Origin of the sequence: Streptomyces liliiviolaceus (assembly GCF_018070025.1) — a bacterium.
GTDB lineage: Bacteria > Actinomycetota > Actinomycetes > Streptomycetales > Streptomycetaceae > Streptomyces > Streptomyces liliiviolaceus.
This window is the reverse complement of the sequence record NZ_JAGPYQ010000001.1, coordinates 1,397,029-1,421,221: the sequence shown is the minus strand read 5'-3', so window position 1 is coordinate 1,421,221 and position 24,193 is coordinate 1,397,029. Positions and strand designations below refer to the sequence as shown.

Annotated in this window: 21 protein-coding genes; 9 read left to right on the top strand and 12 right to left on the bottom strand. The window is 68.3% G+C overall.

What is annotated here, in order from left to right; all coding sequences use genetic code 11:
- Window positions 1-41: 41 nt before the first annotated feature.
- The 6 genes from gyrB to dnaA form a co-directional block, all read right to left on the bottom strand.
- Window positions 42-2,102 (bottom strand): DNA topoisomerase (ATP-hydrolyzing) subunit B, encoded by a 2,061-nt coding sequence (gyrB, locus tag J8N05_RS06280; protein ID WP_210881465.1) that lies wholly within the window; start codon window positions 2,100-2,102, stop codon window positions 42-44.
- 322 nt (window positions 2,103-2,424) lie between these two features.
- Window positions 2,425-2,970: a DUF721 domain-containing protein gene (locus J8N05_RS06275; protein WP_210881464.1), complete on the bottom strand. Its 546-nt coding sequence runs from the start codon at window positions 2,968-2,970 to the stop codon at window positions 2,425-2,427.
- A complete protein-coding gene (gene recF, locus J8N05_RS06270; protein WP_210881463.1) occupies window positions 2,967-4,091 on the bottom strand; it encodes a DNA replication/repair protein RecF in 1,125 nt (374 codons plus the stop codon). The genes J8N05_RS06275 and recF overlap by 4 nt, the downstream gene beginning before the upstream one ends.
- Before the next feature lie 102 nt (window positions 4,092-4,193).
- Window positions 4,194-5,069: a phosphogluconate dehydrogenase (NAD(+)-dependent, decarboxylating) gene (gnd, locus tag J8N05_RS06265; protein WP_210881462.1), complete on the bottom strand. Its 876-nt coding sequence runs from the start codon at window positions 5,067-5,069 to the stop codon at window positions 4,194-4,196.
- A 129-nt stretch (window positions 5,070-5,198) separates the two neighbouring features.
- Window positions 5,199-6,329, bottom strand: a complete 1,131-nt coding sequence (dnaN, locus tag J8N05_RS06260; protein ID WP_210881461.1) for a DNA polymerase III subunit beta — start codon at window positions 6,327-6,329, stop codon at window positions 5,199-5,201.
- A 1,055-nt stretch (window positions 6,330-7,384) separates the two neighbouring features.
- Window positions 7,385-9,283, bottom strand: a complete 1,899-nt coding sequence (gene dnaA, locus J8N05_RS06255; RefSeq protein ID WP_210881460.1) for a chromosomal replication initiator protein DnaA — start codon at window positions 9,281-9,283, stop codon at window positions 7,385-7,387.
- Between the two features lie 418 nt (window positions 9,284-9,701).
- Between dnaA and rpmH the strand changes: the two genes are divergently transcribed.
- From rpmH to J8N05_RS06210, 9 genes are all read left to right on the top strand, one after another.
- On the top strand, window positions 9,702-9,839 hold the full coding sequence (rpmH, locus tag J8N05_RS06250; protein ID WP_003967884.1) for a 50S ribosomal protein L34: 138 nt from the start codon (window positions 9,702-9,704) through the stop codon (window positions 9,837-9,839).
- Window positions 9,840-9,859: 20 nt separating this feature from the next.
- Entirely contained in the window at window positions 9,860-10,231 is a 372-nt protein-coding gene (rnpA, locus tag J8N05_RS06245) for a ribonuclease P protein component (RefSeq protein ID WP_210881459.1), read from the top strand.
- A complete protein-coding gene (yidD, locus tag J8N05_RS06240) occupies window positions 10,228-10,593 on the top strand; it encodes a membrane protein insertion efficiency factor YidD (protein ID WP_210881458.1) in 366 nt (121 codons plus the stop codon). The genes rnpA and yidD overlap by 4 nt, the downstream gene beginning before the upstream one ends.
- Before the next feature lie 3 nt (window positions 10,594-10,596).
- Window positions 10,597-11,901 carry a membrane protein insertase YidC gene (gene yidC / locus J8N05_RS06235; protein WP_210881457.1) on the top strand — a complete coding sequence of 435 codons (1,305 nt, stop codon included), beginning with the start codon at window positions 10,597-10,599 and terminating at the stop codon, window positions 11,899-11,901.
- A 19-nt stretch (window positions 11,902-11,920) separates the two neighbouring features.
- Window positions 11,921-12,433, top strand: a complete 513-nt coding sequence (locus J8N05_RS06230; protein ID WP_210881456.1) for a Jag family protein — start codon at window positions 11,921-11,923, stop codon at window positions 12,431-12,433.
- 139 nt (window positions 12,434-12,572) lie between these two features.
- A complete protein-coding gene (gene rsmG, locus J8N05_RS06225) occupies window positions 12,573-13,289 on the top strand; it encodes a 16S rRNA (guanine(527)-N(7))-methyltransferase RsmG (protein WP_210881455.1) in 717 nt (238 codons plus the stop codon).
- A gap of 374 nt (window positions 13,290-13,663) precedes the next feature.
- Entirely contained in the window at window positions 13,664-14,737 is a 1,074-nt protein-coding gene (locus tag J8N05_RS06220) for a ParA family protein (protein WP_210890040.1), read from the top strand.
- Complete coding sequence (locus J8N05_RS06215; protein WP_210881454.1) at window positions 14,734-15,846, top strand: ParB/RepB/Spo0J family partition protein; 1,113 nt, start codon at window positions 14,734-14,736, stop codon at window positions 15,844-15,846. Before J8N05_RS06220 ends, J8N05_RS06215 begins: the two co-directional genes overlap by 4 nt.
- Window positions 15,847-16,171: 325 nt before the next feature.
- Window positions 16,172-16,789: a GNAT family N-acetyltransferase gene (locus tag J8N05_RS06210; protein WP_210881453.1), complete on the top strand. Its 618-nt coding sequence runs from the start codon at window positions 16,172-16,174 to the stop codon at window positions 16,787-16,789.
- A gap of 100 nt (window positions 16,790-16,889) precedes the next feature.
- Here J8N05_RS06210 and trxA read toward each other — a convergent pair whose 3' ends face one another.
- From trxA to murJ, 6 genes are all read right to left on the bottom strand, one after another.
- Window positions 16,890-17,222 (bottom strand): thioredoxin, encoded by a 333-nt coding sequence (gene trxA / locus J8N05_RS06205; protein WP_190203100.1) that lies wholly within the window; start codon window positions 17,220-17,222, stop codon window positions 16,890-16,892.
- A gap of 42 nt (window positions 17,223-17,264) precedes the next feature.
- Window positions 17,265-18,233 (bottom strand): thioredoxin-disulfide reductase, encoded by a 969-nt coding sequence (gene trxB / locus J8N05_RS06200; RefSeq protein WP_210881452.1) that lies wholly within the window; start codon window positions 18,231-18,233, stop codon window positions 17,265-17,267.
- A gap of 194 nt (window positions 18,234-18,427) precedes the next feature.
- Window positions 18,428-19,381 carry an anti-sigma factor family protein gene (locus tag J8N05_RS06195; RefSeq protein WP_210881451.1) on the bottom strand — a complete coding sequence of 318 codons (954 nt, stop codon included), beginning with the start codon at window positions 19,379-19,381 and terminating at the stop codon, window positions 18,428-18,430.
- Window positions 19,378-20,088, bottom strand: coding sequence for an RNA polymerase sigma factor SigM (sigM, locus tag J8N05_RS06190; protein WP_210881450.1), 711 nt, complete (start codon window positions 20,086-20,088; stop codon window positions 19,378-19,380). Before sigM ends, J8N05_RS06195 begins: the two co-directional genes overlap by 4 nt.
- Before the next feature lie 27 nt (window positions 20,089-20,115).
- Entirely contained in the window at window positions 20,116-21,840 is a 1,725-nt protein-coding gene (locus J8N05_RS06185) for a protein kinase family protein (RefSeq protein WP_210881449.1), read from the bottom strand.
- Window positions 21,841-21,958: 118 nt separating this feature from the next.
- Window positions 21,959-24,175, bottom strand: coding sequence for a murein biosynthesis integral membrane protein MurJ (murJ, locus tag J8N05_RS06180; protein WP_210881448.1), 2,217 nt, complete (start codon window positions 24,173-24,175; stop codon window positions 21,959-21,961).
- Window positions 24,176-24,193 lie beyond the last annotated feature (18 nt).

The following is a 24,193-nucleotide window of genomic DNA, read 5'->3' as shown; positions in this document are numbered from 1 at the left end:
GCTGGTGCAGATCCTTTCTGACGCGGTCAGCTGAGACCGACTCAGATGTCGAGGAAGCGGACGTCCTTGGCGTTGCGCTGGATGAACGCGCGGCGTGCTTCGACGTCCTCGCCCATCAGCACCGAGAAGAGGTCGTCGGCCTGGGCGGCGTCGTCGAGGGTGACCTGGCCGAGGACGCGGTGCTCCTGGTCCATGGTCGTGATGCGCAGCTCCTCGGCGTTCATCTCACCGAGACCCTTGAAGCGCTGGATCGAGTCCTCCCTGACGCGCTTGCCGGCCTGCCGGCCGAGCTCGATCAGGGCGTCGCGCTCACGGTCCGAGTACGCGTACTCGAAGTCGTCGCGACCCCACTTGATCTTGTAGAGCGGCGGACGGGACAGGAAGACGTGCCCTGCCTCGACCAGGGGGCGCATGAAGCGGAACAGGAAGGTCAGCAGCAGGGTGTTGATGTGCTGGCCGTCGACGTCGGCGTCCGCCATCAGGATGATCTTGTGATAGCGGAGCTTGGCGATGTCGAAGTCCTCGTGGACCCCGGTGCCGAAGGCCGAGATCAGCGCCTGGATCTCCTGGTTCTGCAGGATCTTGTCGATCCGCGCCTTCTCGACGTTGAGGATCTTTCCCCGGATCGGGAGGATCGCCTGGTACTGGGGGTTGCGGCCGGACTTGGCCGAACCGCCGGCGGAGTCACCCTCGACGATGAAGATCTCGCACTTGGTGGGGTCGTTCGACTGGCAGTCGCTCAGCTTGCCCGGCAGCGACGCCGTCTCCAGGAGCCCCTTGCGACGGGTGAGGTCGCGGGCCTTGCGGGCCGCCACGCGCGCGGTGGCCGCCTGGATGGACTTGCGGATGATGTCCGCGGCCTCGTTCGGGTTGCGGTCCAGCCAGTCGCTGATGTGCTCGTGCACGACCTTCTGTACGAAGGTCTTCGCCTCGGTGTTGCCCAGCTTGGTCTTGGTCTGGCCCTCGAACTGCGGCTCGCCCAGCTTGATCGAGATGATCGCCGTCAGACCCTCGCGGATGTCGTCGCCCGTGAGGTTGTCGTCCTTCTCGCGCAGCAGCTTCTTGTCGCGCGCGTACCGGTTGATGAGACCGGTGAGCGCCGCGCGGAAGCCCTCCTCGTGCGTACCGCCCTCGTGGGTGTGGATGGTGTTGGCGAAGGAGTACACGCCCTCGCTGTAGCCGCCGTTCCACTGCATCGCGACTTCGAGGGAGAGCATGCGCTCCTTGTCCTCGGCCTCGATGTCGATCACCGTGGGGTGGATGACCTCGCCCTTGCGGGAGTTGAGGTACGTCACGAAGTCGACGATGCCGCCTTCGTAGTGGTACGTGACGGTCTTGACCTCTTCGGCCTCGTCCGTACCGGCCTCGTCGGCGCCCGCCGTGGCCTTCGCCGAGTCGCGCTCATCAGTGAGTTTGATGGTCAAACCCTTGTTGAGGAACGCCATCTCCTGGAAGCGCCGCGAGAGCGTCTCGAAGGAGTACTCCGTGGTCTCGAAGATGTCCCCGTCGGCCCAGAAGGTGACCGACGTGCCGGTCTTCTCGATCTCCTCGTGCTTGGCGAGGGGGGCCGTCGGGACGCCCAGCTTGTAGTCCTGGGTCCAGCGGTGGCCGTCGGTCCTGACCTCCACGGCCACCTTGGTGGACAGCGCGTTCACGACGGAGACGCCGACGCCGTGCAGACCACCGGAGACCGCGTAGCCGCCGCCCCCGAACTTGCCGCCCGCGTGCAGCACGGTCAGGACGACCTCGACGGCGGGCTTGCCCTCGGAGGGGACGATGCCCACCGGGATGCCACGGCCGTTGTCGACGACGCGGACACCGCCGTCGGGAAGGATCGTGACGTCGATCGTGTCCGCGTGGCCGGCCAGCGCCTCGTCGACGGAGTTGTCGACCACCTCGTACACGAGGTGGTGCAGTCCGCGCTCGCCGGTCGAGCCGATGTACATACCGGGTCGCTTGCGGACCGCGTCCAGACCTTCGAGGACGGTGATGGCGCTGGCATCGTACGAGGCCTTGACCTCGCCGTTCGAGGAGTGAGACCCGCTTTTCGCGGCCGCGTCGGTGGACGGGATGTTCTCGTTGGGGTTGCCGGAATCGGCCACGAAGCGCCCTTTCTGGCACAGCACAAGCCAAGCTCCGGGTCCTCTCGGAGGAGGGTGTCCGGAGCGGCTGCGGCGTGTTACGTCGGTAAGCCTTTGTCAGCGTTGCTCGGTGTGTCCCACAAGTGGGGCGGGATTAGCTTCCAGTCTACCGGTAGCGCCGACAGTGATGGGGGTTTGCCGGTACCTGAGTCCGCATGTGCCGCCCTGAACCGGTCTCCACCGACTCCCCATATGTGGACCCGGGCTCAAAGAGGCGCAGAGCGGCACTCAGCGCTTCCGGGTGTCAACCCGGCGCTACGGACGGCATACCGTCCGGTCTGGCTCAGCCGTAGGTGTCGCCGGGACCCGTGCTGCCGGGGGCGCGCAGGGGGCCGTAGCGGTGGGCGGGACCCCCGGGGCCCAGCACCTTGATCAGCCGCACCGTGCCGTGCCCGAGGTCCTCGTTCAGGCGGGCGACCAGCTGCGGAGCGAGCAGCCGCAGGTTGGTGGCCCAGGCCGTCGAGTCGCACCGCACGACCAGTACCCGCTCGTCCTCGTCGTACTTCTCCGGTACGCAGTGCTTGGCCAGGTCGTCCCCGACGATCTGCGGCCAGCGGCCCATGACTCCGCCGACGGCGGCCGGGGTCTCCCAGCCGCGCTCGGTGATGAGCCGGTTGATGGCGGACCCGAGGGCCATGGGATCGCGCCCGTCGGCGTGCGCGCCGGAGCGCAGACCGCCACGACGCGCCTGCTTCTTGTCCCGCGCCGCGTCCCCGCGCGCGCGTGCCTGCTCCTTCGCCGCGCGCAGGGCCACGCGCGCGAGGTCGACCCCGGAAGGCTCGGGAGTGTTCTTCGGGGCGTCCTTCGGGTCGGGTGTGTTCTCGCTCATACGCGCTCCACGGCACCCTCGGACACGGCGTACCGCGTCCCCTTCAGCATGCCCGGCACGTCGTCGTCGACCGCGGCCGTCACCAGTACCTGCTCGCCGGGGGCGACCAGTTCGGCGAGGCGTTCGCGGCGGCGGGTGTCCAGCTCGGCGAACACGTCGTCGAGGACCAGCACCGGCTCGTTGCCCTCGGCCCGCAGCAGGTCGTACGAGGCGAGGCGCAGCGACAGCGCGTACGACCAGGACTCGCCGTGTGACGCGTATCCCTTCGCGGGCAGCTGGCCAAGTTTGAGCAGTAGTTCGTCCCTGTGGGGGCCCACGAGGGTGACCCCCCGTTCGATCTCCTGCTTGCGGCTCTCCACCAGGGCCGCCGTCAGCTGTTCGTACAGCTCCTCGCGCGCGTGCCCGGTGATCCCGGGCGAGGAGGGCCGGTACTCCAGCGACACCGGACCGCCGCCGGGCGCCAGCTGCTCGTACGCCTTGTCGGTGAGCGGCTGGAGCGTGGCGATCAGATCGAGCCGCTGGGCGAGCAGCTCGGCGCCCACGCGCGCGAGGTGCTGGTCCCACACGTCGAGGGTGGAGAGGTCCATCGTGCGGCCGCCGTGGCGGCGGGCGAGCGCGGCCGACTTCAGGAGGGTGTTGCGCTGCTTCAGGACGCGGTCGTAGTCCGAGCGCACGCCCGCCATCCGCGGCGAGCGCGCGGTGATCAGCTCGTCGAGGAACCGCCGGCGCTCCCCGGGGTCGCCCTTCACCAGCGCCAGGTCCTCGGGCGCGAACAGCACGGTCCGTACGATGCCGAGCACGTCACGGGGTCTGACCTGCGAGGATCTGTTGATGCGGGCGCGGTTCGCCTTGCCGGGGTTCAGTTCGAGTTCCACGAGCTGCTGGCGGTCGCCCTGGCGGACGTTGGCCCGGACGATCGCCCGTTCGGCGCCCATCCGCACGAGAGGCGCGTCGGACGAGACCCGGTGGCTGCCGAGGGTGGCGAGATAGCCGACCGCCTCGACGAGGTTGGTCTTTCCCTGTCCGTTGGGCCCCACGAACGCGGTGACGCCCGGGTCGAGCGGAACCTCGACCCGGGCGTACGAGCGGAAGTCGGCCAGCGACAGATGCGTGACGTGCATGGTCGTTCGCCGACCTCCCCCGGAGCTGTGGATCCGCGGAGCGGACCCGTGGACTGCTTCTTCTCCCGAACCGCCGCCGGAATCCTCCGGACCGCCTCCGGGCTACTTCTTCTCGACGGCGTGGCCGCCGAACTGGTTGCGCAGTGCCGCGATCATCTTCATCTGCGGCGAGTCGTCCTGCCGGGACGCGAAGCGGGCGAACAGCGACGCGGTGATCGCGGGCAGCGGTACCGCGTTGTCGATGGCCGCCTCGACGGTCCAGCGGCCCTCGCCGGAGTCCTGCGCGAAGCCGCGCAGCCGCTCCAGGTGCTCGTCCTCGTCCAGCGCGTTGACCGCCAGGTCCAGCAGCCAGGAACGGATCACCGTGCCCTCCTGCCAGGACCGGAAGACCTCGCGCACGTCCGTGACCGAGTCGACGGCCTGGAGGAGTTCCCAGCCCTCGGCGTAGGCCTGCATCATGGCGTACTCGATGCCGTTGTGGACCATCTTGGAGAAGTGCCCGGCGCCGACCTTGCCCGCGTGCACGAACCCGGCGTCGCCCTCGGGCTTGAGGGCGTCGAAGACCGGCTGGACCTTGGCGATGTGCTCGGCGTCGCCGCCGACCATCAGCGCGTAGCCGTTCTGCAGGCCCCACACGCCCCCTGAGACGCCGGCGTCGACGAAGCCGATGCCCTTGGCCGCCAGCTCCTCGGAGTGCTTCTCGTCGTCCGTCCAGCGCGAGTTGCCGCCGTCCACGACCACGTCACCCGGCTCAAGGAGCTCGGCCAGCTCGTCGACGGTGGACTGCGTCGCGGCACCGGCCGGGACCATCACCCACACGACCCGCGGGCCCTTGAGCTTGCCCACAAGCTCCTCAAGGCTGTGGACATCGGCGAGATCCGCGTTGCGGTCGTATCCGATGACGGTGTGGCCTGCGCGGCGAATGCGCTCGCGCATGTTGCCGCCCATCTTGCCGAGGCCGACGAGACCGAGCTCCATCAGGTTGTTCCTTCACTAGCGATGTGGCAGGAGGGCACTTTCGTACCTGCGCCCGAGCCTAAACCCGGACTCTCCTGCACACCTGTGGGCATAGCCGCTCAGACGTATGCCCTCACCTGCGGCTCTTCGTCAGCCGCTGAGCCGCACCGGCATGATCAGGTACTTGTAGGCCTCGTCCGCCTCGGCGTCCAGGGCGGGCCTGCCGCTGAGGAGCGCCGGCTTGGTGGACGTCGTGAAGGAGAGCTGCGCGACCGGGGAGTCGATGGCGCTCAGTCCGTCGAGCAGGAACGTCGGGTTGAAGGCGATCGAGACGTCGTCGCCCTCCAGCTGGGCGTCGACCCTTTCCACAGCCTGTGCGTCGTCGCTGGAGCCGGCCTCCAGGATGAGCACGCCCTGCTCGAAGCTCAGCCGCACCGGGGTGTTGCGCTCGGCGACCAGGGCCACGCGCTTGACGGCCTCCACGAAGGGGGCGGTCTCGATGACGGCGATCGAGTTGAACTCCGTCGGGAACAGCGAGCGGTACTTCGGGAGGTCGCCCTCCAGCAGGCGCGTGGTCGTACGCCGGCCCGCCCCCTCGAAGCCGATGAGGCCCTCACCGGCTCCGGAGCCGGACAGCGCCAGGATCACGCTGTCGCCGCTCGTGAGCGCCTTGGCGGTGTCCAGGAGCGTCTTGGCGGGCACCAGGGCGACCGCGGACGCCTCCGGGTTCTCCGGCTTCCACAGGAACTCGCGGACCGCGAAGCGGTAGCGGTCGGTGGAGGCCAGGGTGACCGTGTCGCCCTCGATCTCGATGCGCACACCGGTGAGCACGGGCAGCGTGTCGTCGCGGCCAGCCGCGATGGCCACCTGGGCGGCGGCCGAGGCGAAGACATCGCCGGGGACGGTGCCGGTCGCGGACGGCATCTGCGGCAGCGCCGGGTACTCCTCCACAGGCAGTGTGTGGAGGGTGAAGCGGGAGGAGCCGCAGACCACGGTCGCCCGTACACCGTCTGTGGAAATCTCCACCGGACGGTTGGGGAGGGCGCGGCAGATGTCGGCGAGCAGGCGGCCGGAGACGAGCACCGTGCCTTCCTCGTCGATCTCCGCGTCCACGGAGACGCGTGCCGAGACCTCGTAGTCGAAGCTGGAGAGGCTCAGTGCGCCCTCCTCGGCCTTCAGAAGGAGGCCGGCGAGCACAGGCGCCGGTGGACGGGCCGGGAGGCTGCGTGCCGCCCAGGCCACTGCCTCCGCGAGTACGTCGCGTTCCACCCGGATCTTCACCGTTGCCGCCTCCGTCTGTTGCCGGCGCTCTCGCCCTGCTCGGTCTTCGTCGTCTGACTCGGCGTTGCTCAGCCCACCGATGGGCCGGTCGCCGGGGAACAGTCTGACGCACCGCACTGACAGTCGGTGCCTCTCGGGGTCAAGTCGTTCCGAGCGGCAGTCGAGGCTCCGAGCGAGAGTTGTGCACAGCCCAGACTTCGAAACGGTTCTCAGGCTCTCTCTAGTTGTCAGTAGTAGTAGGGCCTGTGGATACCGTGGATAACCCCGTTTTCGCAGGTCAGGGCCGCTTTTTTGTCCACTGCCCCTGTGGGCGGAGGCGGTGGATAACACGCCTCTTCTGTGGACGGCGAAAAGTTCTGCACACTCCGTGCACAGGCGGGGGGTACTTCTCCCCAGCGCCGTCCCCAGCTTTACCCACGTTCCCCACAGCCCAACCCGGCACCTTCGTGTGACGCCTTTCACTCGACCCGGTGAGAACGCGCGTCGTGTTGCCGAACAGTGGACAGCGATGTGGAGAAGCTGACGATCACTGGGGACAACTGCCCCTAGCCTGTGGGTCGCCGGTGGACAACTTTCCGCACAGCCTGTGGATCTTTTCTTTGTCCACAGCCTGTGGAGATCTTTTGTCCACGGATCCACAGGCGACTGAGCTGCACTGATCCTCTTTCAGCCGCCGTGCCTGTGGACACGATCTGGACAACTTCGCAGTCCCCAGGGTGTGGACACAAGAAAGTGCCCGAATCTGTGGAGGGCGCCCGTAACCAGGCGCGTAATCGAACGGCTGATGGCTGTCGGGTAACGGCGGAACGGGTCCGGGCGGGGTCCTGGAGGGGGTCGAAGGCGGTTCGGGGGCGGTTCGGGGGCGGCTCGGGAGGGGTTCCGGGGGTCCGAAGAGGGTCTTGGAGCCTCCTGGAGACGGTCCACAGGACGCCTACGGGAGCGTCCGAGCGCATCCGGGGACGGCAGCACCCGTGGTGCCGATCAGCCGTGGGAACGGCGAAGGCGCCCTCGGGAACGAGTCCCGGGGCGCCTTCGGTGACGTACCGCGGTGGGTGTCAGCCGTTCTTGATGCGGTTCGTGAGCTCGGTGACCTGGTTGTAGATGGAGCGGCGCTCCGCCATCAGCGCGCGGATCTTGCGGTCGGCGTGCATCACGGTCGTGTGGTCGCGGCCGCCGAACTGCGCGCCGATCTTCGGCAGGGAGAGATCCGTGAGCTCGCGGCAGAGGTACATGGCGATCTGGCGCGCCGTCACCAGGACCCGGCTGCGCGAGGAGCCGCACAGGTCGTCCACCGTGAGGCCGAAGTAGTCGGCGGTGGCCGCCATGATGGCCGGCGCGGTGATCTCCGGGGACGAGTCCTCTCCGCCGGGGATCAGGTCCTTGAGGACGATCTCGGTGAGACCGAGGTCGACCGGCTGCCGGTTGAGCGACGCGAACGCCGTCACCCGGATCAGCGCGCCCTCCAGCTCGCGGATGTTGCGCGAGATGCGGGACGCGATGAACTCCAGCACCTCCGGCGGGGCGTTGAGCTGCTCCTGCACCGCCTTCTTACGGAGGATGGCGATACGGGTCTCCAGCTCGGGCGGCTGGACGTCGGTGATCAGACCCCACTCGAAGCGGTTCCTCAGCCGGTCCTCCAGCGTCACCAGCTGCTTGGGCGGCCGGTCGCTGGAGAGCACGATCTGCTTGTTCGCGTTGTGGAGGGTGTTGAAGGTGTGGAAGAACTCCTCCTGCGTCGACTCCTTGTCCGCCAGGAACTGGATGTCGTCGACGAGCAGGATGTCCATCTCGCGGTACCGCTTGCGGAAGCTGTCGCCCTTGCCGTCGCGGATGGAGTTGATGAACTCGTTGGTGAACTCCTCGGAGCTCACGTACCGCACCCGCGTCCCCGGGTAGAGGCTGCGCGCGTAGTGCCCGATCGCGTGCAGCAGGTGCGTCTTGCCGAGGCCGGACTCCCCGTAGATGAAGAGCGGGTTGTACGCCTTGGCCGGCGCCTCGGCGACGGCCACCGCGGCCGCGTGCGCGAAACGGTTCGAGGCCCCGATGACGAACGTGTCGAAGAGGTACTTCGGATTGAGGCGCGCGGTGGGCTCGCCGGGACCCGTCGCGGGCGCCGGCTGCGCGGCCAGCGGGCCCGGGGCGCCGCTGGAGGCGGGCAGGGACGAGCCGACCGGGCCGCCGCGGTGGACGTGGCCCATGCCGGACGGGGACGGCGGCTCGGACCGGTCACGGCGGTCCGGACGCTGGTCGTAGTCGGAGCGCGGCTGGTCGTAGTCGGGCCGCTGCTGCTCGTAGTCGGACCGCTGGTCGTAAGGAGAGCGGCCCGGCTGCTGCCGGTAGTCCCGCGGAGGCGACGCGTAGGGGTCGCGGTCGGGGAAGCCGAGCCGCTGCTGCTGCCAGCCGTAGTCGTCCTGCGAGGACCGCGGCCAGGCGCCGGGGTCGGGGCGCTGGTAGTCGGGGTACGCGGGGCGGGCCGTCGGGAGCTGGTCCTCGTGGGAGGGCTGCTGGTCGGGACGGCCCTGCGGGTGGTCGTCCAGCCGGTCGTCCATGCGGTCGTCCGCGCGGTGCCGGCCGTACCCGCGGTAGCCGTCGCGGCCCTGCGAGGGCGGGCGCTCCGGCTCGTCGTAACGCTGCTGCGACTGCTGGACGGGCGGCGCCGACGGTGCGGGGGATTCCCCCATGGAGTCGTCGACTGTGATCGCGATACGGATCGGCCGGCCGCACTCGCGGCTCAGCGTCTCGCTGACGATCGGGGCCAGCCGGCCTTCGAGGACGTTCTTCGCGAACTCGTTGGGGACCGCCAGCAGTGCGGTGTCCGCCACCAGGGCCAGCGGCTGACAGCGCTTGATCCAGTGCTCGTCCTTCGTCTCGACACCCTGCCCGCGGCCCTCACCGAGAAGTTGCTCCAATACTCGTGGCCACACTGCGGCAAGATCGGCAGGTACGTCAGCCACAGGGCACGCTCTCTCACGGGTCCCACGAACGTGTGATTCCTGGGACGGGTCGGGTTGGAACTCGGTGAACGGGGTGGACGAATCCGCTGGAGCGGCCGGAACGAAGGCGGTGGAGCGGGGAGAAGGGAACGAACCGGAGTCCGGCCACGGTAGTCAGGGCGACCCATGCGGTTCAAGTTGTTGTCCCCAGCCTGTGGACAGTGTCTCCCGGGCGGCGCCGGTTTGACCGGATGGCGTAGCCGCGCGTACCGTGACCAGGTCGAGTTGTCGATGGCTGCTGCCGCCTGCCTCCGATGGGCACAGATCGCGAAGAGTGATCGGGAAGCGGTGCACTCGGGCGTAATGCGAGCTACTCGTTGGCGCACGGTGACAGCCAGGACGGCACTCCGCCGCCACCGATTCTTACTGGAGCCCCCGAGTGAGCAAGCGCACCTTCCAGCCGAACAACCGCCGTCGCGCCAAGACCCACGGCTTCCGTCTGCGGATGCGTACCCGCGCCGGCCGCGCGATTCTCGCGAACCGCCGTGGCAAGGGTCGCAGCAGCCTGTCCGCCTGATTACCTAAACAGGTCATGACGTGCTGCCTACCGAGCATCGGCTGAGGCGGCGCGAGGACTTCGCGACCGCGGTACGCCGAGGACGCCGGGCCGGACGCCCGCTCCTCGTCGTCCACCTTCGTAGCGGTGCAACAGACCCGCACGTGCCTGGGGAGAGCACTCCCCCGACGCGTGCGGGTTTCGTTGTCAGCAAAGCCGTGGGCGGAGCCGTCGTACGCAACAAGGTGAAGCGTCGGCTTCGCCATCTGATGCGTACGCGAGTGGCTCGGCTGACCCCCGGTAGCCTGGTAGTCGTACGAGCGCTGCCCGGTGCGGGTGACGCCGACCATGCACAGCTGGCCCGAGACCTGGACGCCGCCCTGGAGCGGTTGCTGGGAGGGGGCGCGCGATGAAGTACCCGCTGCTGGCTCTCATCAAGATGTACCAGTGGACCATCAGCCCGTTGCTCGGGCCGGTGTGCAAGTACTACCCGTCGTGTTCCCACTACGGGTACCAAGCCATCGACCGGCACGGTGCGATCAAGGGAACGGCACTCACCGCCTGGCGCATCCTGCGGTGCAATCCGTGGTCGCTCGGCGGTGTGGACCATGTCCCGCCGCGCAAGCGTCCGCGGTGGCACGAGATGCTGCGCAACGCCTGGCGTGCACGCAAGGGCGGGAACTCCGCCGCCGAACCGGCCACCGAGGGGCACGGTATGTCCAACCAACCCTCAAGCCCGGCCGCCGAGACCCCGTCCCATGCTCAAGGAGCCTGATTAGTGGACACGATTGCCAGTATTTTCAGCTTCATCACGACACCCGTTTCCTGGGTCATCGTCCAGTTCCACTCGGTGTACGGCGCCATCTTCGGCCCCGACACGGGCTGGGCCTGGGGCTTGTCCATCGTGTCCCTGGTGATCCTGATCCGTATCTGCCTGATCCCGCTCTTCGTGAAGCAGATCAAGGCCACCCGGGCGATGCAGACGCTGCAGCCCGAGATGAAGAAGATCCAGGAGCGCTACAAGAACGACAAGCAGCGCCAGTCCGAAGAGATGATGAAGCTGTACAAGGAGACGGGTACCAACCCGCTCTCCTCGTGCCTTCCCATCCTGGCGCAGTCGCCGTTCTTCTTCGCCCTGTACCACGTGCTCAACAGCATCGCGTCGAACGACACCATCGGCGTGATCAACAACCGGCTGCTGGAGAGCGCGCAGAAGGCGCACATCTTCGGAGCACCGCTGGCCGCGAAGTTCACGGACAGCGACGCCAAGGTACAGGCACTGGGTTCCTCGATCACCGACGTGCGCGTCGTCACGGCGATCATGATCGTCCTGATGTCGTTCTCGCAGTTCTACACGCAGCGTCAGCTGATGACGAAGAACGTCGACACCACGGTCAAGACGCCGTTCATGCAGCAGCAGAAGATGCTGATGTACGTCTTCCCGATCATGTTCGCCGTCTTCGGTATCAACTTCCCCGTCGGTGTCCTCGTCTACTGGCTGACCACCAACGTGTGGACCATGGGCCAGCAGATGTACGTCATCCGCAACAACCCGACGCCGGGTTCCAAGGCTCAGGCCTCCTACCTGGAGCGTCTGAACAAGAACGTCACGCAGCACGGCAAGACCCGCGGGCGCGGACAGAAGGCCATCGTCAAGGCCATCGTCGCCAAGGGCCGTGACCGCAACGAGTTCGAGCGCAAGTTCATCAACGGTCTGACCAAGGCGGGCCTGGCGGCCCAGGCCGACGGCAACGTGGTGAAGAGCGAGGCCTCGACCCTGGTCGAGACCGAGGACGGCACCCCGGCGGCAGGCGCGGCTCCCAAGCGCCAGCAGCCCAAGCGGCAGAGCAAGTCCCAGCGGCAGTCGGGCACGGTCCAGGGCGGTGCCAAGGCCGCGGGCGAGTCCGAGCCGAAGACCTCCCTCAGCAAGACCGACGAACCGCAGGACGCCAAGCCCGGCCCCAAGCCTGCGGGTGGCAAGCCCGCGTCCGGCGGTAAGCCCGCGTCCGGTGGCACCCGCAGCAAGGCCCAGTCCGGACAGCGCAAGGGTCCGCAGCGGCCCAAGTCCCCGTCCAAGAAGTAAGCAAGAAGGAGTCCATCCCGTGACGGAAGGCACCACCTCCGCTGCCCCTGAGGGTGGCGACACCCTGACCCGCCTGGAGCAGGAGGGCGAGATCGCGGCCGACTACCTTGAGGGTCTGCTGGACATCGCCGACCTCGACGGCGACATCGACATGGATGTCGAGGCCGATCGTGCGGCTGTCTCGATCATCAGTGATTCCAACAGCCGCGACCTGCAGAAGCTGGTCGGCCGTGACGGCGAGGTGCTGGAGGCACTCCAGGAGCTCACACGCCTGGCCGTGCACCGGGAGACCGGAGACCGCAGCCGGCTGATGCTGGACATCGCGGGCTATCGCGCCAAGAAGCGCGAGGAGCTCTCCGAGCTGGGCGCGAAGACCGCGGCCGAGGTCAGGAGCTCCGGCGAGCCGGTGAAGATGAATCCGATGACGCCCTTCGAGCGCAAGGTGGTGCACGACGCCGTCAAGGCGGCCGGCCTGCGCAGCGAGTCCGAGGGCGAGGAGCCGCAGCGCTTCGTCGTCGTGCTCCCCGCCTGATCAAGCACGTCGTACTCCCGGCCCCGTCTGTGTTCGCAGGCGGGGCCGAATTTTGTCAGCCCGTTGTTTGTCGATAGTTCCTGATAGTCCTTGTAGTCAGCGCGTCATGCGCTCAAGCGGTACGGAAGGACGGTTCCCCGTGACGGAGGCAGCGGAGCTCCCCCCTGCGCCCGAGCAGGCTCGGGCGGTATTCGGTGATCGCTTCGCGGACGCGGTTCGCTTCGCGGAGTTGCTGGCCGACGTGGGAGTTCAGCGCGGTCTGATCGGTCCTCGCGAAGTGCCTCGTCTGTGGGAACGGCATCTGCTGAACTGCGCCGTGCTCTCGGAAGTGGTTCCGGAGGGCGTGACCGTGTGCGACGTCGGGTCCGGGGCCGGTCTGCCCGGCATCCCCCTGGCTCTTGTCCGCCCGGACCTCAAGATCACGCTGCTTGAGCCGCTGCTGCGGCGCACGAACTTCCTCAACGAGGTCGTCGAGCTGCTCGGGCTCGACCATGTCACCGTCGTCCGTGGGCGTGCCGAGGAGGTCCTCGGCAAGCTGCCTCCGGTCCATGTGGTGACGGCCAGGGCGGTGGCACCTCTGGACCGCCTCGCGGCCTGGGGAGTCCCGCTCCTGCGTCCGTACGGAGAGATGCTGCTCCTCAAGGGCGACACCGCGGAGGAAGAGGTCAAGAGCGCCGGAGCCGCCCTGAGCAAGCTCGGAGCCGTCGACACCTCGGTGCTGCACGTCGGTGAGGGCGTTGTGGAGCCCCTGGCCACGGTGGTGCGTGTGGAGGTCGGGGAGAGCCCGGGCGGCGTACGGTTCGCGGCCAAACGGGCGAAGGCAGCGCGGACGGGGAGGACCCGCCGGCGCCGCTGACCCGGGTCCGGCGGGGGTGCCGGACGGTGGGTGTACGTCGTCGGGGCGGAGGCATGGTGACTGATCCGTCCTGACGACGAGACGTACTCCACACAAGCTGCCAAACCTATGCATGCCGGAGTGTCGCGCGATGGCGACCCTGCGCGCTGTGCATCGTGTTTCACGTGAAACGTCGCTCATTGCTGCACGGCATCATCGGTCGCGGTCGTGCCGCGGCCGAACCCCGCGACCGTAACCCGCTGGGATCCTTGGGATCCTTCGGGAAAAGAGCCTCTCCTGACCGAAGCGCGTCCCCCGAAGAGGGCACGGAGTTGTCCACAGAGGTGGATTTCTCCACAGAAGCACGGGCCTCGCTGGTTCACGACCCCGATGGCATGGGAGGCTCTGTTCATTGCGAGCCTGAAGTCGAGGAGAGTGAATCCTTGCGGTCCGACGCCAACATCGCGGGACCGATGACCGATCCGGTCCCCGGTCCCCGAACCGAGTCGATCGGGGACGATGTTTCACGTGAAACACCGCCCCCGATGGACGACACTCCCATTGGTCGTGCTGCCCAACTTGCTGTGGACGCTCTAGGTCGAGCCGGCGAGGGCCTGCCACGGCCCGAGCAGACCCGCGTCATGGTGGTCGCCAACCAGAAGGGCGGGGTCGGGAAGACCACGACCACGGTCAACCTTGCTGCCTCTCTCGCACTGCACGGCGGCCGGGTCCTGGTGATCGACCTGGACCCCCAGGGCAATGCGTCCACCGCGCTGGGGATCGACCATCACGCCGAAGTTCCGTCCATCTACGACGTGCTGATCGACAGCAGGCCGCTCTCCGAGGTTGTTCAGCCGGTCCCAGATGTCGAGGGCCTCTTCTGTGCGCCTGCCACGATCGATCTCGCCGGTGCGGAGATCGAGCTGGTGTCCTTGGTGGCACGTGAGAGCCGGCTGGAGCGGGCGATCCTGGCGTACGAGCAGCCGCTCGACTACATCCTCATCGACTGCCCGCCCTCTCTGGGACTGCTGACGGTCAACGCACTCGTCGCGGGCGCCGAGGTCCTCATCCCGATCCAGTGCGAGTACTACGCACTGGAGGGTCTGGGCCAGCTGCTGCGCAACGTCGACCTGGTGCGGGGACACCTCAACCCGAACCTGCACGTGTCGACGATCCTGCTCACCATGTACGACGGCAGGACGCGCCTCGCATCCCAGGTTGCCGACGAGGTGCGCAGCCACTTCGGCGACGAGGTACTGCGCACGAGCATTCCGCGCTCGGTCCGTATCTCCGAAGCCCCCAGCTATGGGCAGACGGTGCTGACCTACGACCCGGGATCGAGCGGCGCTCTCTCCTATCTTGAGGCGGCGCGCGAGATCGCTTTGCGCGGAGCCGGCGTGGCCTACGACGCGCAACACGCCCACATGGGCGCACTCAATGAACAGAGCATGGTGGAGGGGATCCAGTGAGCGAGCGACGGAGGGGGTTGGGCCGTGGTCTCGGCGCACTGATCCCTGCTGCCCCGACAGGGGAGAAGGCAGTACCGCCGGCGATGGGCGGAGCGTCAGCGTCGCCGGGAGCCGTACCGGTGCTCACCGCCGAGCGCGGCGTGGCGGCGGCCAAGGTCGCCTCACTTCCGCCGGCCCAGGTTTCACCTGAGCCGGAAGAGCCGTCGGTGAGTGTGTTCGGGGAGGCTCCGGCGGCACCTGTGGGTGCGTACTTCGCTGAGCTGCCCCTCGACTTCATCACGCCGAACCCGCGCCAGCCCCGCGAGGTGTTCGACGACGACGCTCTCGCCGAGCTCGTCACCTCCATCAAGGAGGTCGGGCTTCTTCAGCCGGTCGTCGTACGGCAGGCGGGACCGACGCGCTACGAGCTCATCATGGGCGAGCGGCGCTGGAGGGCCTGCCGTGAGGCAGGGCTTGAGGCCATCCCGGCGATCGTCCGCGCCACGGACGACGAGAAGCTCCTCCTGGACGCCCTTCTGGAGAACCTGCACCGGGCTCAGCTGAACCCGCTGGAAGAGGCTGCCGCCTACGACCAGCTGCTCCAGGACTTCAACTGCACGCACGATCAGCTGGCCGACCGCATCGGGCGCTCACGCCCTCAGGTCTCCAACACCCTGCGTCTGCTGAAGCTCTCGCCGTCGGTCCAGCGTCGGGTGGCCGCCGGTGTTCTCTCCGCCGGACACGCCCGTGCTCTGCTCTCCGTCGCGGACTCGGAGGAGCAGGACCGACTGGCTCATCGGATCGTGGCCGAGGGGCTCTCGGTGCGGGCCGTCGAAGAGATCGTCACCCTCATGGGTTCGCGGCCGCAGTCGGCTCCGCGGTCCAAGGGTCCACGAGCCGGTGCGCTGGTCTCTCCCGCGCTGAGCGATCTCGCGGGTCGGCTCTCGGATCGCTTCGAAACCCGGGTGAAGGTCGACCTCGGTCAGAAGAAGGGCAAGATCACCGTCGAGTTCGCCTCGATGGAGGACCTTGAGCGGATCCTTGGCTCGCTCGCCCCTGGTGAGGGACCGGTTCTGCAGAAGAGCCTCCTGGAGGACGACTCCGAGGACTCCGAGAGTTCGGAGTCCTGAGTCTTGATCGGCCGGTCGGCTGCGACCGGCCGACCAGTGGATCGGGCCGTGTCCGGTGTGTACCGGAACACGGCCCGCTCTTTGCTTTCTGTCGGTATCGATGGAATCGCATCGTGGATACGATGCGTTCGGGTATGGCGCATTCACCTGGCAGTACCTTCTGTGGGGAGGCGGAAGCCATGCGAACGGTGAGCCGCACAGGACTGGTGAGCGCGGGTCTGGGGCTCGGCGCTGTCGGCGGGTTCGTCGGCAGCCTGCTCCGGGAACGGGGCGCTCTGACAGCCGCTCGCGATGCCGCGGGCGAGGGAAGCGAGGAACTGCCTTCATGGGGCGCCGGCTCGTACCGCTCACGCTGGACAACCTTCAGGACCTTCCCGAGCGCTGTCGCGCGTGCGTCTTCTGGGAGCTGGACCCAGTCAGCGGCCAGGCCGCGGTAAAGGCAGGCACTCCCGATCTGGAGAAGGAGGCGTGGATCTCCGCTGTTCTGCTGGAGTGGGGATCCTGCGGCCGGGTCGTCTACGTGGACGACGCACCGGTGGGCTTCGTGATGTACGCACCGCCCGCCTATGTACCGCGCGCAACGGCATTTCCCACGAGCCCGGTCTCACCCGACGCGATCCAGTTGATGACGGCCTTCATCCTGCCGGAGTTCCAGGGCCAGGGGCTCGGGCGCGTGATGGTCCAGACGGTTGCCAAGGATCTCCTGCGGCGAGGCTTCAAAGCCATCGAGGCTTTCGGGGACGCCCGTTGGAAAGAGCCCGCCTGCGTCCTTCCCGCCGACCATCTGTTGGCCGTGGGCTTCAAGACCGTCCGACCGCACCCCACGTACCCGCGGCTGCGGCTGGAGCTGCGGACGACGCTCTCCTGGAAGGAAGACGTGGAGTTGGCGCTCGACCGGTTGCTGGGAGCCGTACAGAAGGAACCAGCTCTGCGCCCGTTGTAGAGCGGACCGTGCTGGACATAGGAAATGGGCCGACCCGCCGGGGTCGGCCCATCCATGTTTCACGTGAAACATCGTCGCCCGTAGGCGACGGCTCGCTGAACTACTCGGCGATGAAGTCCTCAAGGTCCCGCACGATCGCGGCCTTCGGCTTCGCACCCACGATGGTCTTGGCGACCTCGCCACCCTGGTAGACGTTCAGGGTCGGGATGGACATGACGCCGTACTTGGCGGCCGTACCCGGGTTCTCGTCGATGTTGAGCTTGACGATCTCGATCTTGTCGCCGTACTCGGCGGCGATCGCCTCAAGGGACGGCGCGATCTGGCGGCACGGACCGCACCAAGCGGCCCAGAAGTCCACCAGTACGGGCTTGTCGCTCTTCAGGACGTCCTGCTCGAAAGAGTCGTCTGTCACGTGCTTCAGAGTGCCGGCCACGGCGGGCTCCTTAACTGGTTGGTGCGGTGGGGCGGATGGGGGTCAGACAGTGGTCTTCTCGGGCTCCGCAGGCTCGCCGTCCGCTAGGGCGGCGAGGAATCGCTCGGCGTCGAGAGCTGCGGAGCAGCCGGTGCCGGCTGCGGTGATCGCCTGACGGTAGGTGTGGTCGACGACGTCGCCGGCGCCGAAGACACCCGTCAGGTTCGTGCGGGTCGAGGGCGCCTGGACCTCCAGGTAGCCCTCCTCGTCCAGGTCGAGCTGGCCCTTGAAGAGCTCCGTGCGCGGGTCATGGCCGATCGCGATGAACAGGCCGGTGACGGGCAGCTCGGACGTCTCGCCGGTCTTCAGGTTGCGCAGCTTCAGGCCGGCGAGCTTCTGGTCGCCCTGGATCTCGGCCACCTCGCTGTCCCAGACGAACTTGATCTTCGGGTCGGCGAAGGCGCGCTCCTGCATCGCCTTGGAAGCCCGCAGCGTCTCGCGCCGGTGGACGATGGTCACGGACTTGGCGAACCGGGAGAGGAAGGTGGCCTCCTCCATGGCGGTGTCACCGCCGCCGATCACGGCGATGTCCTGGTCCTTGAAGAAGAAGCCGTCACAGGTCGCGCACCAGGAGACGCCGCGTCCGGAGAGGACGTCCTCCTTCGGCAGCCCCAGCTTGCGGTGCTGCGAGCCGGTGGTGACGATGACGGCCTTCGCCCGGTGGACCGTGCCCGCGGTGTCCGTGACGGTCTTGATCTCACCGCTGAGGTCGACCGAGACGATGTCGTCCGGGATCAGCTCGGCACCGAAGCGCTCGGCCTGTGCCCGCATGTTGTCCATGAGCTCGGGGCCCATGATTCCGTCCTGGAAGCCGGGGAAGTTCTCCACCTCGGTCGTGTTCATGAGGGCACCACCCGCGGTGACGGCGCCCTCGAAGACCAGCGGCTTCAGTGACGCGCGCGCGGTATAGAGCGCCGCCGTGTAGCCGGCGGGGCCGGAGCCGATGATGATCACGTTACGGACGTCGGTCACGGCTTGATTCCTCGTCTCTGGGGACTGCTACGTACGACCGGGGGAGCTTCTCTCGGAACTCTCACCCCACCCAACGGATCCTAAGGGGCGCGCATTCCCACTGTGTCCGGGCACACGAAGACGAGCCATCGCGAGCGGAGGTCAGGGGCAGGGCGAAGGGAGCCGACGATCGTCCGTGACGGAGCCGAGCGGACTCAGTTGCGCGGGTAGGTGTGCTCCAGCAGGACCTTGCCACCAGCGGCCGACGGCTTGTCCATGCAGGCGGAGTCGACGACGTACGCCGTGACCTGTGTCAGGTCGGTGGCGGCGGGCAGCACCACGAGATACGCGTCCGTGCCCTCGTAGGAGCCTTCCTTGGAAGCGATCGGAATCGCATCGCGGCCGATCCCCTGCAGGACGCAGCTGGGCACCGAGGGTGTGTTGAGGACCTTCGGCTCATCGCTGGACGCGGTGCCCTGGGGGCGGGAGCGAGGACCGCCCTCCTTCTCCTCGCCCGCCTTGGCCAGGAGATCCGCCACCTGGTTCTCCAGCTTCTCTCCGGCGAACGTGTTCGCGGAGTCCCTTTGCTGTGGGGATGCCGACGGCGGGTCGTTGTCCGTGCCGTCGCCTCCCATCGCCTGGATCAGCAGGCCTCCGAGGCCCAGCGCGGCAGCCGTGAACATGGCGCCCAGGACGACGGTGCCGCGGCGACCGCGACGGGGGCGGTTCGTGCGACCCGGTCCTGTGGCGGCACGAGCATGTCCTGCGGGGCGGTCCGTCACGGTCGATGTTTCACGTGAAACATGCCGACTGCCGCTGCTGCCGCCACTCACGCTCGCGCGCTCGTCGTCCGCCGACGGGCGGGACTCACTCACGGACGACAGAGCCCCCACAGCAGAGGTGTCAGGCCCGGTGGCATTCAACAGGGCTTCGGCAGCGAGAGCGGCGTCGATGCGTCCGGCGACGTCGTCGGGCATCCGCACGGGGCCCGGCAGCGTGCCGAGCATGCCGCGGATCTCTTCCAGAGAGTCGTACACATCGGCACAGAGAGCGCAGTCGTCCAGGTGACGTCGTACATCGGCTGACCGGGACGGGGGGAGCAGACCTTCGGTGAGGTCGGAGATCTCCGTGACGTCCGGGTGCCCGGCCGTGTCGGTCGTGGATGTCACGCTCGCCCACCTCCGCCCTTCACAGCCGCTGAATCGCTTGGTCCGTCATGTGGTCCCGCTGCGGGTGGGACGGATGTCCCCTGCGTACGGTTCCTTCCCTCGCCCGACTTCTTGCTCGGTCTGTCGCTCCCGCCGTCCGCGCGCAGGTGTTTGAGCAGGGGGAGGAGCCTGGCTCTGCCACGGGCACAGCGGCTCTTGACCGTGCCGGTCGGCACGTCGAGCAGACTGGCGGCCTCCGCCACGGGATAGCCCTGCATGTCCACCAGGACGAGAGCGGCCCGCTGGTCGGCGGGCAGGGTGCCCAGAGCGGCCAGCAGCTCACGGTGCAGATCGTTGCGCTCGGCCGGCGCGGAAGCCGACTCGTGCGGCTCCAGGAGCTGCTCCAGGCGTTCCGTGTCGTCCACCGGGGAGGTCTTCCTGGAGGCCGTCTTGCGAGCCCGGTCCAGACAGGCGTTCACCGTGATCCGGTGCAGCCAGGTGGTGACGGCCGACTGGCCGCGGAAAGTGTGGGCGGCCCGGTAGGCGGAGACGAGGGCGTCCTGGACGGCGTCAGCGGCTTCCTCACGGTCGCCCAGCGTCCGCAGGGCCACGGCCCAGAGCCGGTCGCGGTGACGCCGTACGAGCTCGCCGAAGGCATCGGGATCACCTTCGACATGACGGGCGAGGAGGTCCTGATCGCTTACTTCGCTGTAGGCGCCGTCCGCCATCGAACCCCCTCCCCCTCGGTCTGCTCCTCAGCCGGTGAACTTCACGTCGGTGATCGCCTGCTTGTAACCGGCGCCACTGAACTGGTCGCCGGCCGCGTTCGGCACCGCCGTGATCCAGACCAGAACGTACCGGGTCTTCACAGCCTTCTTGGCCGAGATCTTCAAGTCCGTCGTACTGGTCGTGCCTGCCGCGATCTTCGTCATCGAACTCAGACTCTGCGAGGACGACAACGAGTTGGCCGCGTACAGCGTGGCCGTCGTGTGGTCGCCCGCGTAGTACAGCCCTATCGAGGCCGCCGACACGTCCTTCTCGGATCCGAGGTCGTAGACGATCCCGACGCCCTCCTTGAAGGGCGCCAGCTTGGGACCGCCCCGGTAGGAGTACGTCCGCCAGTACGTGGAGCTGTCCTTGTCGTAGGTCAGGCCCACGTCGTTCGCGTGCTGGGGCTTGCCGTCCGGGTAGTACTCCGCGGCGCTCTGGATCGTGAGCGGCCTGGCCGGCTTCGTCTCGTCGCTGCCCTTGTCGTTGTCGTCCGTGATCTGGGTGTCGCCCGTCTCGTCGGACTTCCCGTGATCCATGAGCGCGTCGGCGAGCTGCCAACTGCCCAGTCCCAGCGCGGCGATCAGAAGCGCGGACACAGCCCACTTGAGGGCTTTGCCGGTGCGGGTCTGCAGCGGGGGAAGCGGCGCGGCCATCGCCTGGGTGGCTCCCGGGTGCGGCGCGGGACGGCCGTAGTTGCCCTGCTGGTACGTCGTGCGCTGGTAGTCGGGTGGCGCGGTGAACGTCGGCTCGGGCGGACGGATGCGGGGCATCTCGCCGATCGCCTTCACCAGTTCCTCCGGCGTGGTGCACGGAGGTTCCTGACGGGACGCGGTGGCCCCGTCGTTGGCGAGTGCGCGCATCGCGAGTTCCGACATACCGCGGTGCACGCCTGCGCGTACCTGGTCGGGCGCGATGAGGCCGACGCCCTTGGGCAGTCCGGAGAGCCCGTACGCGTCGTCCTCGTACGGCCAGCGCTGGGTGAGCGCGGCGTACAGGAGAGCGCCGATCGCCTCCGTGTCCGTGCGCTGCGGGGTGTCGGAAGTGATGCCGCGCAGCGCGGCGTTCACAGCGAGGCCCCGGATGCGCCACTGACCGGTCGAGGTGCGCAGCACCGCGCCCGGGGTCAGCTTCAGATGCGCCAGCCCCTCGCGATGCGCGGCGGCCATCGCCTGGGACACCTGACTGACCATCTGGTACGCCTCGTGCACCTCCAGCGGTCCGGCGGCCAGGAGCGTCGTCAGCTCCGTGGCGTCGGGCAGCCATTCGTGCACCACATAGACGAGGTCGTTCTCCTCGACCGCGTCCAGGACCTGGACGAACCGGGGATCGCCCAGCAGGGCGGACGAACGGGCCGCCGCGAGGACGGAACGCGCTCGTGGATGGTCGGCGGGCAGCAGGTGCACACCGACGGCACGGCGGAGTTTCTCGTCCACCGCACGCCAACTGCTGAAACCGTCCAGACGGGTGACACACTCCTCCAGGCGATACCGTCTGGCGAGCTTGTGACCGCTGTGCAACTCGGGCGGTGCAGTCCTGCCGGGGCTCTCGTTCCCCCCGCTCCCCTGTGCCTCTGTGCTCTCCGAGCTGTCCGTGTCCCGCTCCCGGTTCTGGGCCACCCCGTCGGCCGTGGACTGGTCCGCCTTCGCGGTCAGCGGCTCATCGCCGCTGCTGTCCGCCACGTCGACGGCAGCCGTGCTCCGTTCTGCCACCGTCGCTCCTGCCTCCCCATTCGTTGCGCGCTCTCCGACGCCAAAGCCAATTGTGCCCACAGTCCGTCCCTCTGCACGACACGCGGTCGCGGACGATGGTTGTGCGCCTACCCCGCTCTCAGCGCCCAAGGCGCCCGCGGACCATGCCCACCATTCCGTTCAGTTCCTCGATGCGCATCCGTCGCGCCGCGACGAAGAAGACTCCGAGCAGTACGACACCACCGACGACCAGGGCGATGAGCGAGCCTCCGGCGCCCTGTCCCAGCGACTTGCTGATTCCGTAGCAGGCCGCGCCGCTGAGCAGCGCGGCCGGTACCGCGGCGATCGCGAGCCGCGCGTAGGTGCGCAGGACGCGTCCGCCGTCCAGGTCGCCGCCCAGCCGCTTGCTCAGCCGCCGCCACGCGACCCCGACGCCGATGGCGTAGGCGAGACCGTACGAGGCGGCCATGCCCGCCACCGCCCAGCGCGGAGGAAGCAGAAGGAAACAGAGCGCGGAGGCACTGGCGTTGACGATCGCCACGATGACCGTGTTGTAGAAGGGAGTGCGGGTGTCCTCGTACGCGTAGAAGGCTCGCAGCACCACGTACTGGACCGAGTAGGGGATCAGGCCGATGCCGAAGGCCATCAGCATGAAGCCCATGTTCGTGGCCTCGCTGGTCCCGGAGGCGCCGAACATCAGCGTGCACATCGGGACGCCCAGTGCGACGAAGCCGAAGGAGATCGGCACGATCGCCACGGCCGTCGTACGCAGCCCCTGGGAGATGTCGTCGCGTACGGCGCCGGTGTCGCCCTCGTGGGCGGAGCGCGCGAGCCGCGGCAGCAGGGCGGCCATCAGGGAGACCGTGATGATGGCCTGCGGGAGACCCCAGATGAGTTGGGCGTTGGCGTAGGCGGCGAAACCGGTGCCGTCGACCGGCGAGTCCTTGCCCGCCGCGGTGGACAGCTGGGTCACGACGATCGCGCCCGCCTGGTTGGCGAGGACGAAGAGCACGGTCCACTTGGCGAGCATCGCCGCCTTGCCGAGTCCGTGGCCCTTCCAGTCGAAGCGCAGCCGCAGCCGGAAGCCGGTCTCGCGGAGGTAGGGGATCATCGCGAGGGCCTGGACGACGAGGCCGAGCAGGACGCCGACGCCGAGCAGTTGCTCGCCCTCCGGCGGGATGGTCGAGGCCTTCATGCCGGAGCTGCTCGCGGTGCCGTACACCCAGATGAACAGTCCGAGCGTCACGATGATGACGATGTTGTTGAGGACCGGGGTCCACATCATCGCGCCGAACTTCCCGCGCGCGTTGAGGATCTGACCCATCACCACGTGGATGCCCATGAAGAAGATCGTGGGCAGGAAGTAGCGGGCGAAGGTGACGGCGACGTCGTTGGCCGCCGCGTTGCCCGCCACAGGTGCCGACAGTGCGCGGACCAGGAGGGGCGCGGCGAGCACCGCGAGTGCGGTGAGGGCGCCGAGCACCACGATGACGAGGGTCAGCAGACGGTTGGCGTAGGCCTCCCCGCCGTCCTCGTCGTCCTTCATGGCACGTACGAGCTGCGGTACGAAGACGGAGTTGAGGCCGCCGCCGACGGTGAGGATGTAGATCATCGTCGGCAGCTGGTAGGCGACCTGGAAGGTGTCACCGAGGAGGCCGACGCCCAGCGCGGCGACGATCAGCGCGGAGCGGATGAAGCCGGTGAGACGGGACACCATGGTGCCGGCCGCCATCAGGGCGCTCGACTTCAGCAGCCCCGACGCACGGCCCCCGGACTTCTTGGCGGGGGCGGCGGCCGGCGCGGGAGGCGCCGTGGTGGTGGCAGCAGCGGGCTCCCGCGCGGGCGGGGGAACGCTGGGCGGCCCGGCGGGGGGCTGGACGCCGCCCTGCTGCTGGTCCTGGAAGAGATGGGCGAACGCGTCCGGCTCGTGGCGCTCCTCGCCGGCCTGGGTCACCAGGTCGTCGACACCCACGAACTGCGTCGTCCGGGGATCGTCCCCGTAGGGCAGGTACTGGGTGGGGCCCTCCGGCTCGGGCGCCGGGGTCTGCGCCCACACCCGGGGATCCGGGGCGTACGGGGACTGGGGCGGCTGGGCATAGAGCGGAGGCTGGGGCGGGTACGTGCCGGGCGGCGGCGGAGGATGCGCGGCGCGGTCGTAGAGGGCCTCGGTGACCGGGTCCTGGGCGGACAGGTCCTGGGCCCGGTAGGGATCCTGGGCGTAGGCGTCCTGGAAGTACACCTCGGCCGCGGGCTGCGGAGGCACCTCGCCAGGTTCCGGCGGGCCCTGCGGCGGGCCGTCGGGGTGGCCGGAGCCTCCCGCGCCCTGACCGCGGTCACCGTCGTACGGCGCGTTCATGGTTACCCCACCTCATCG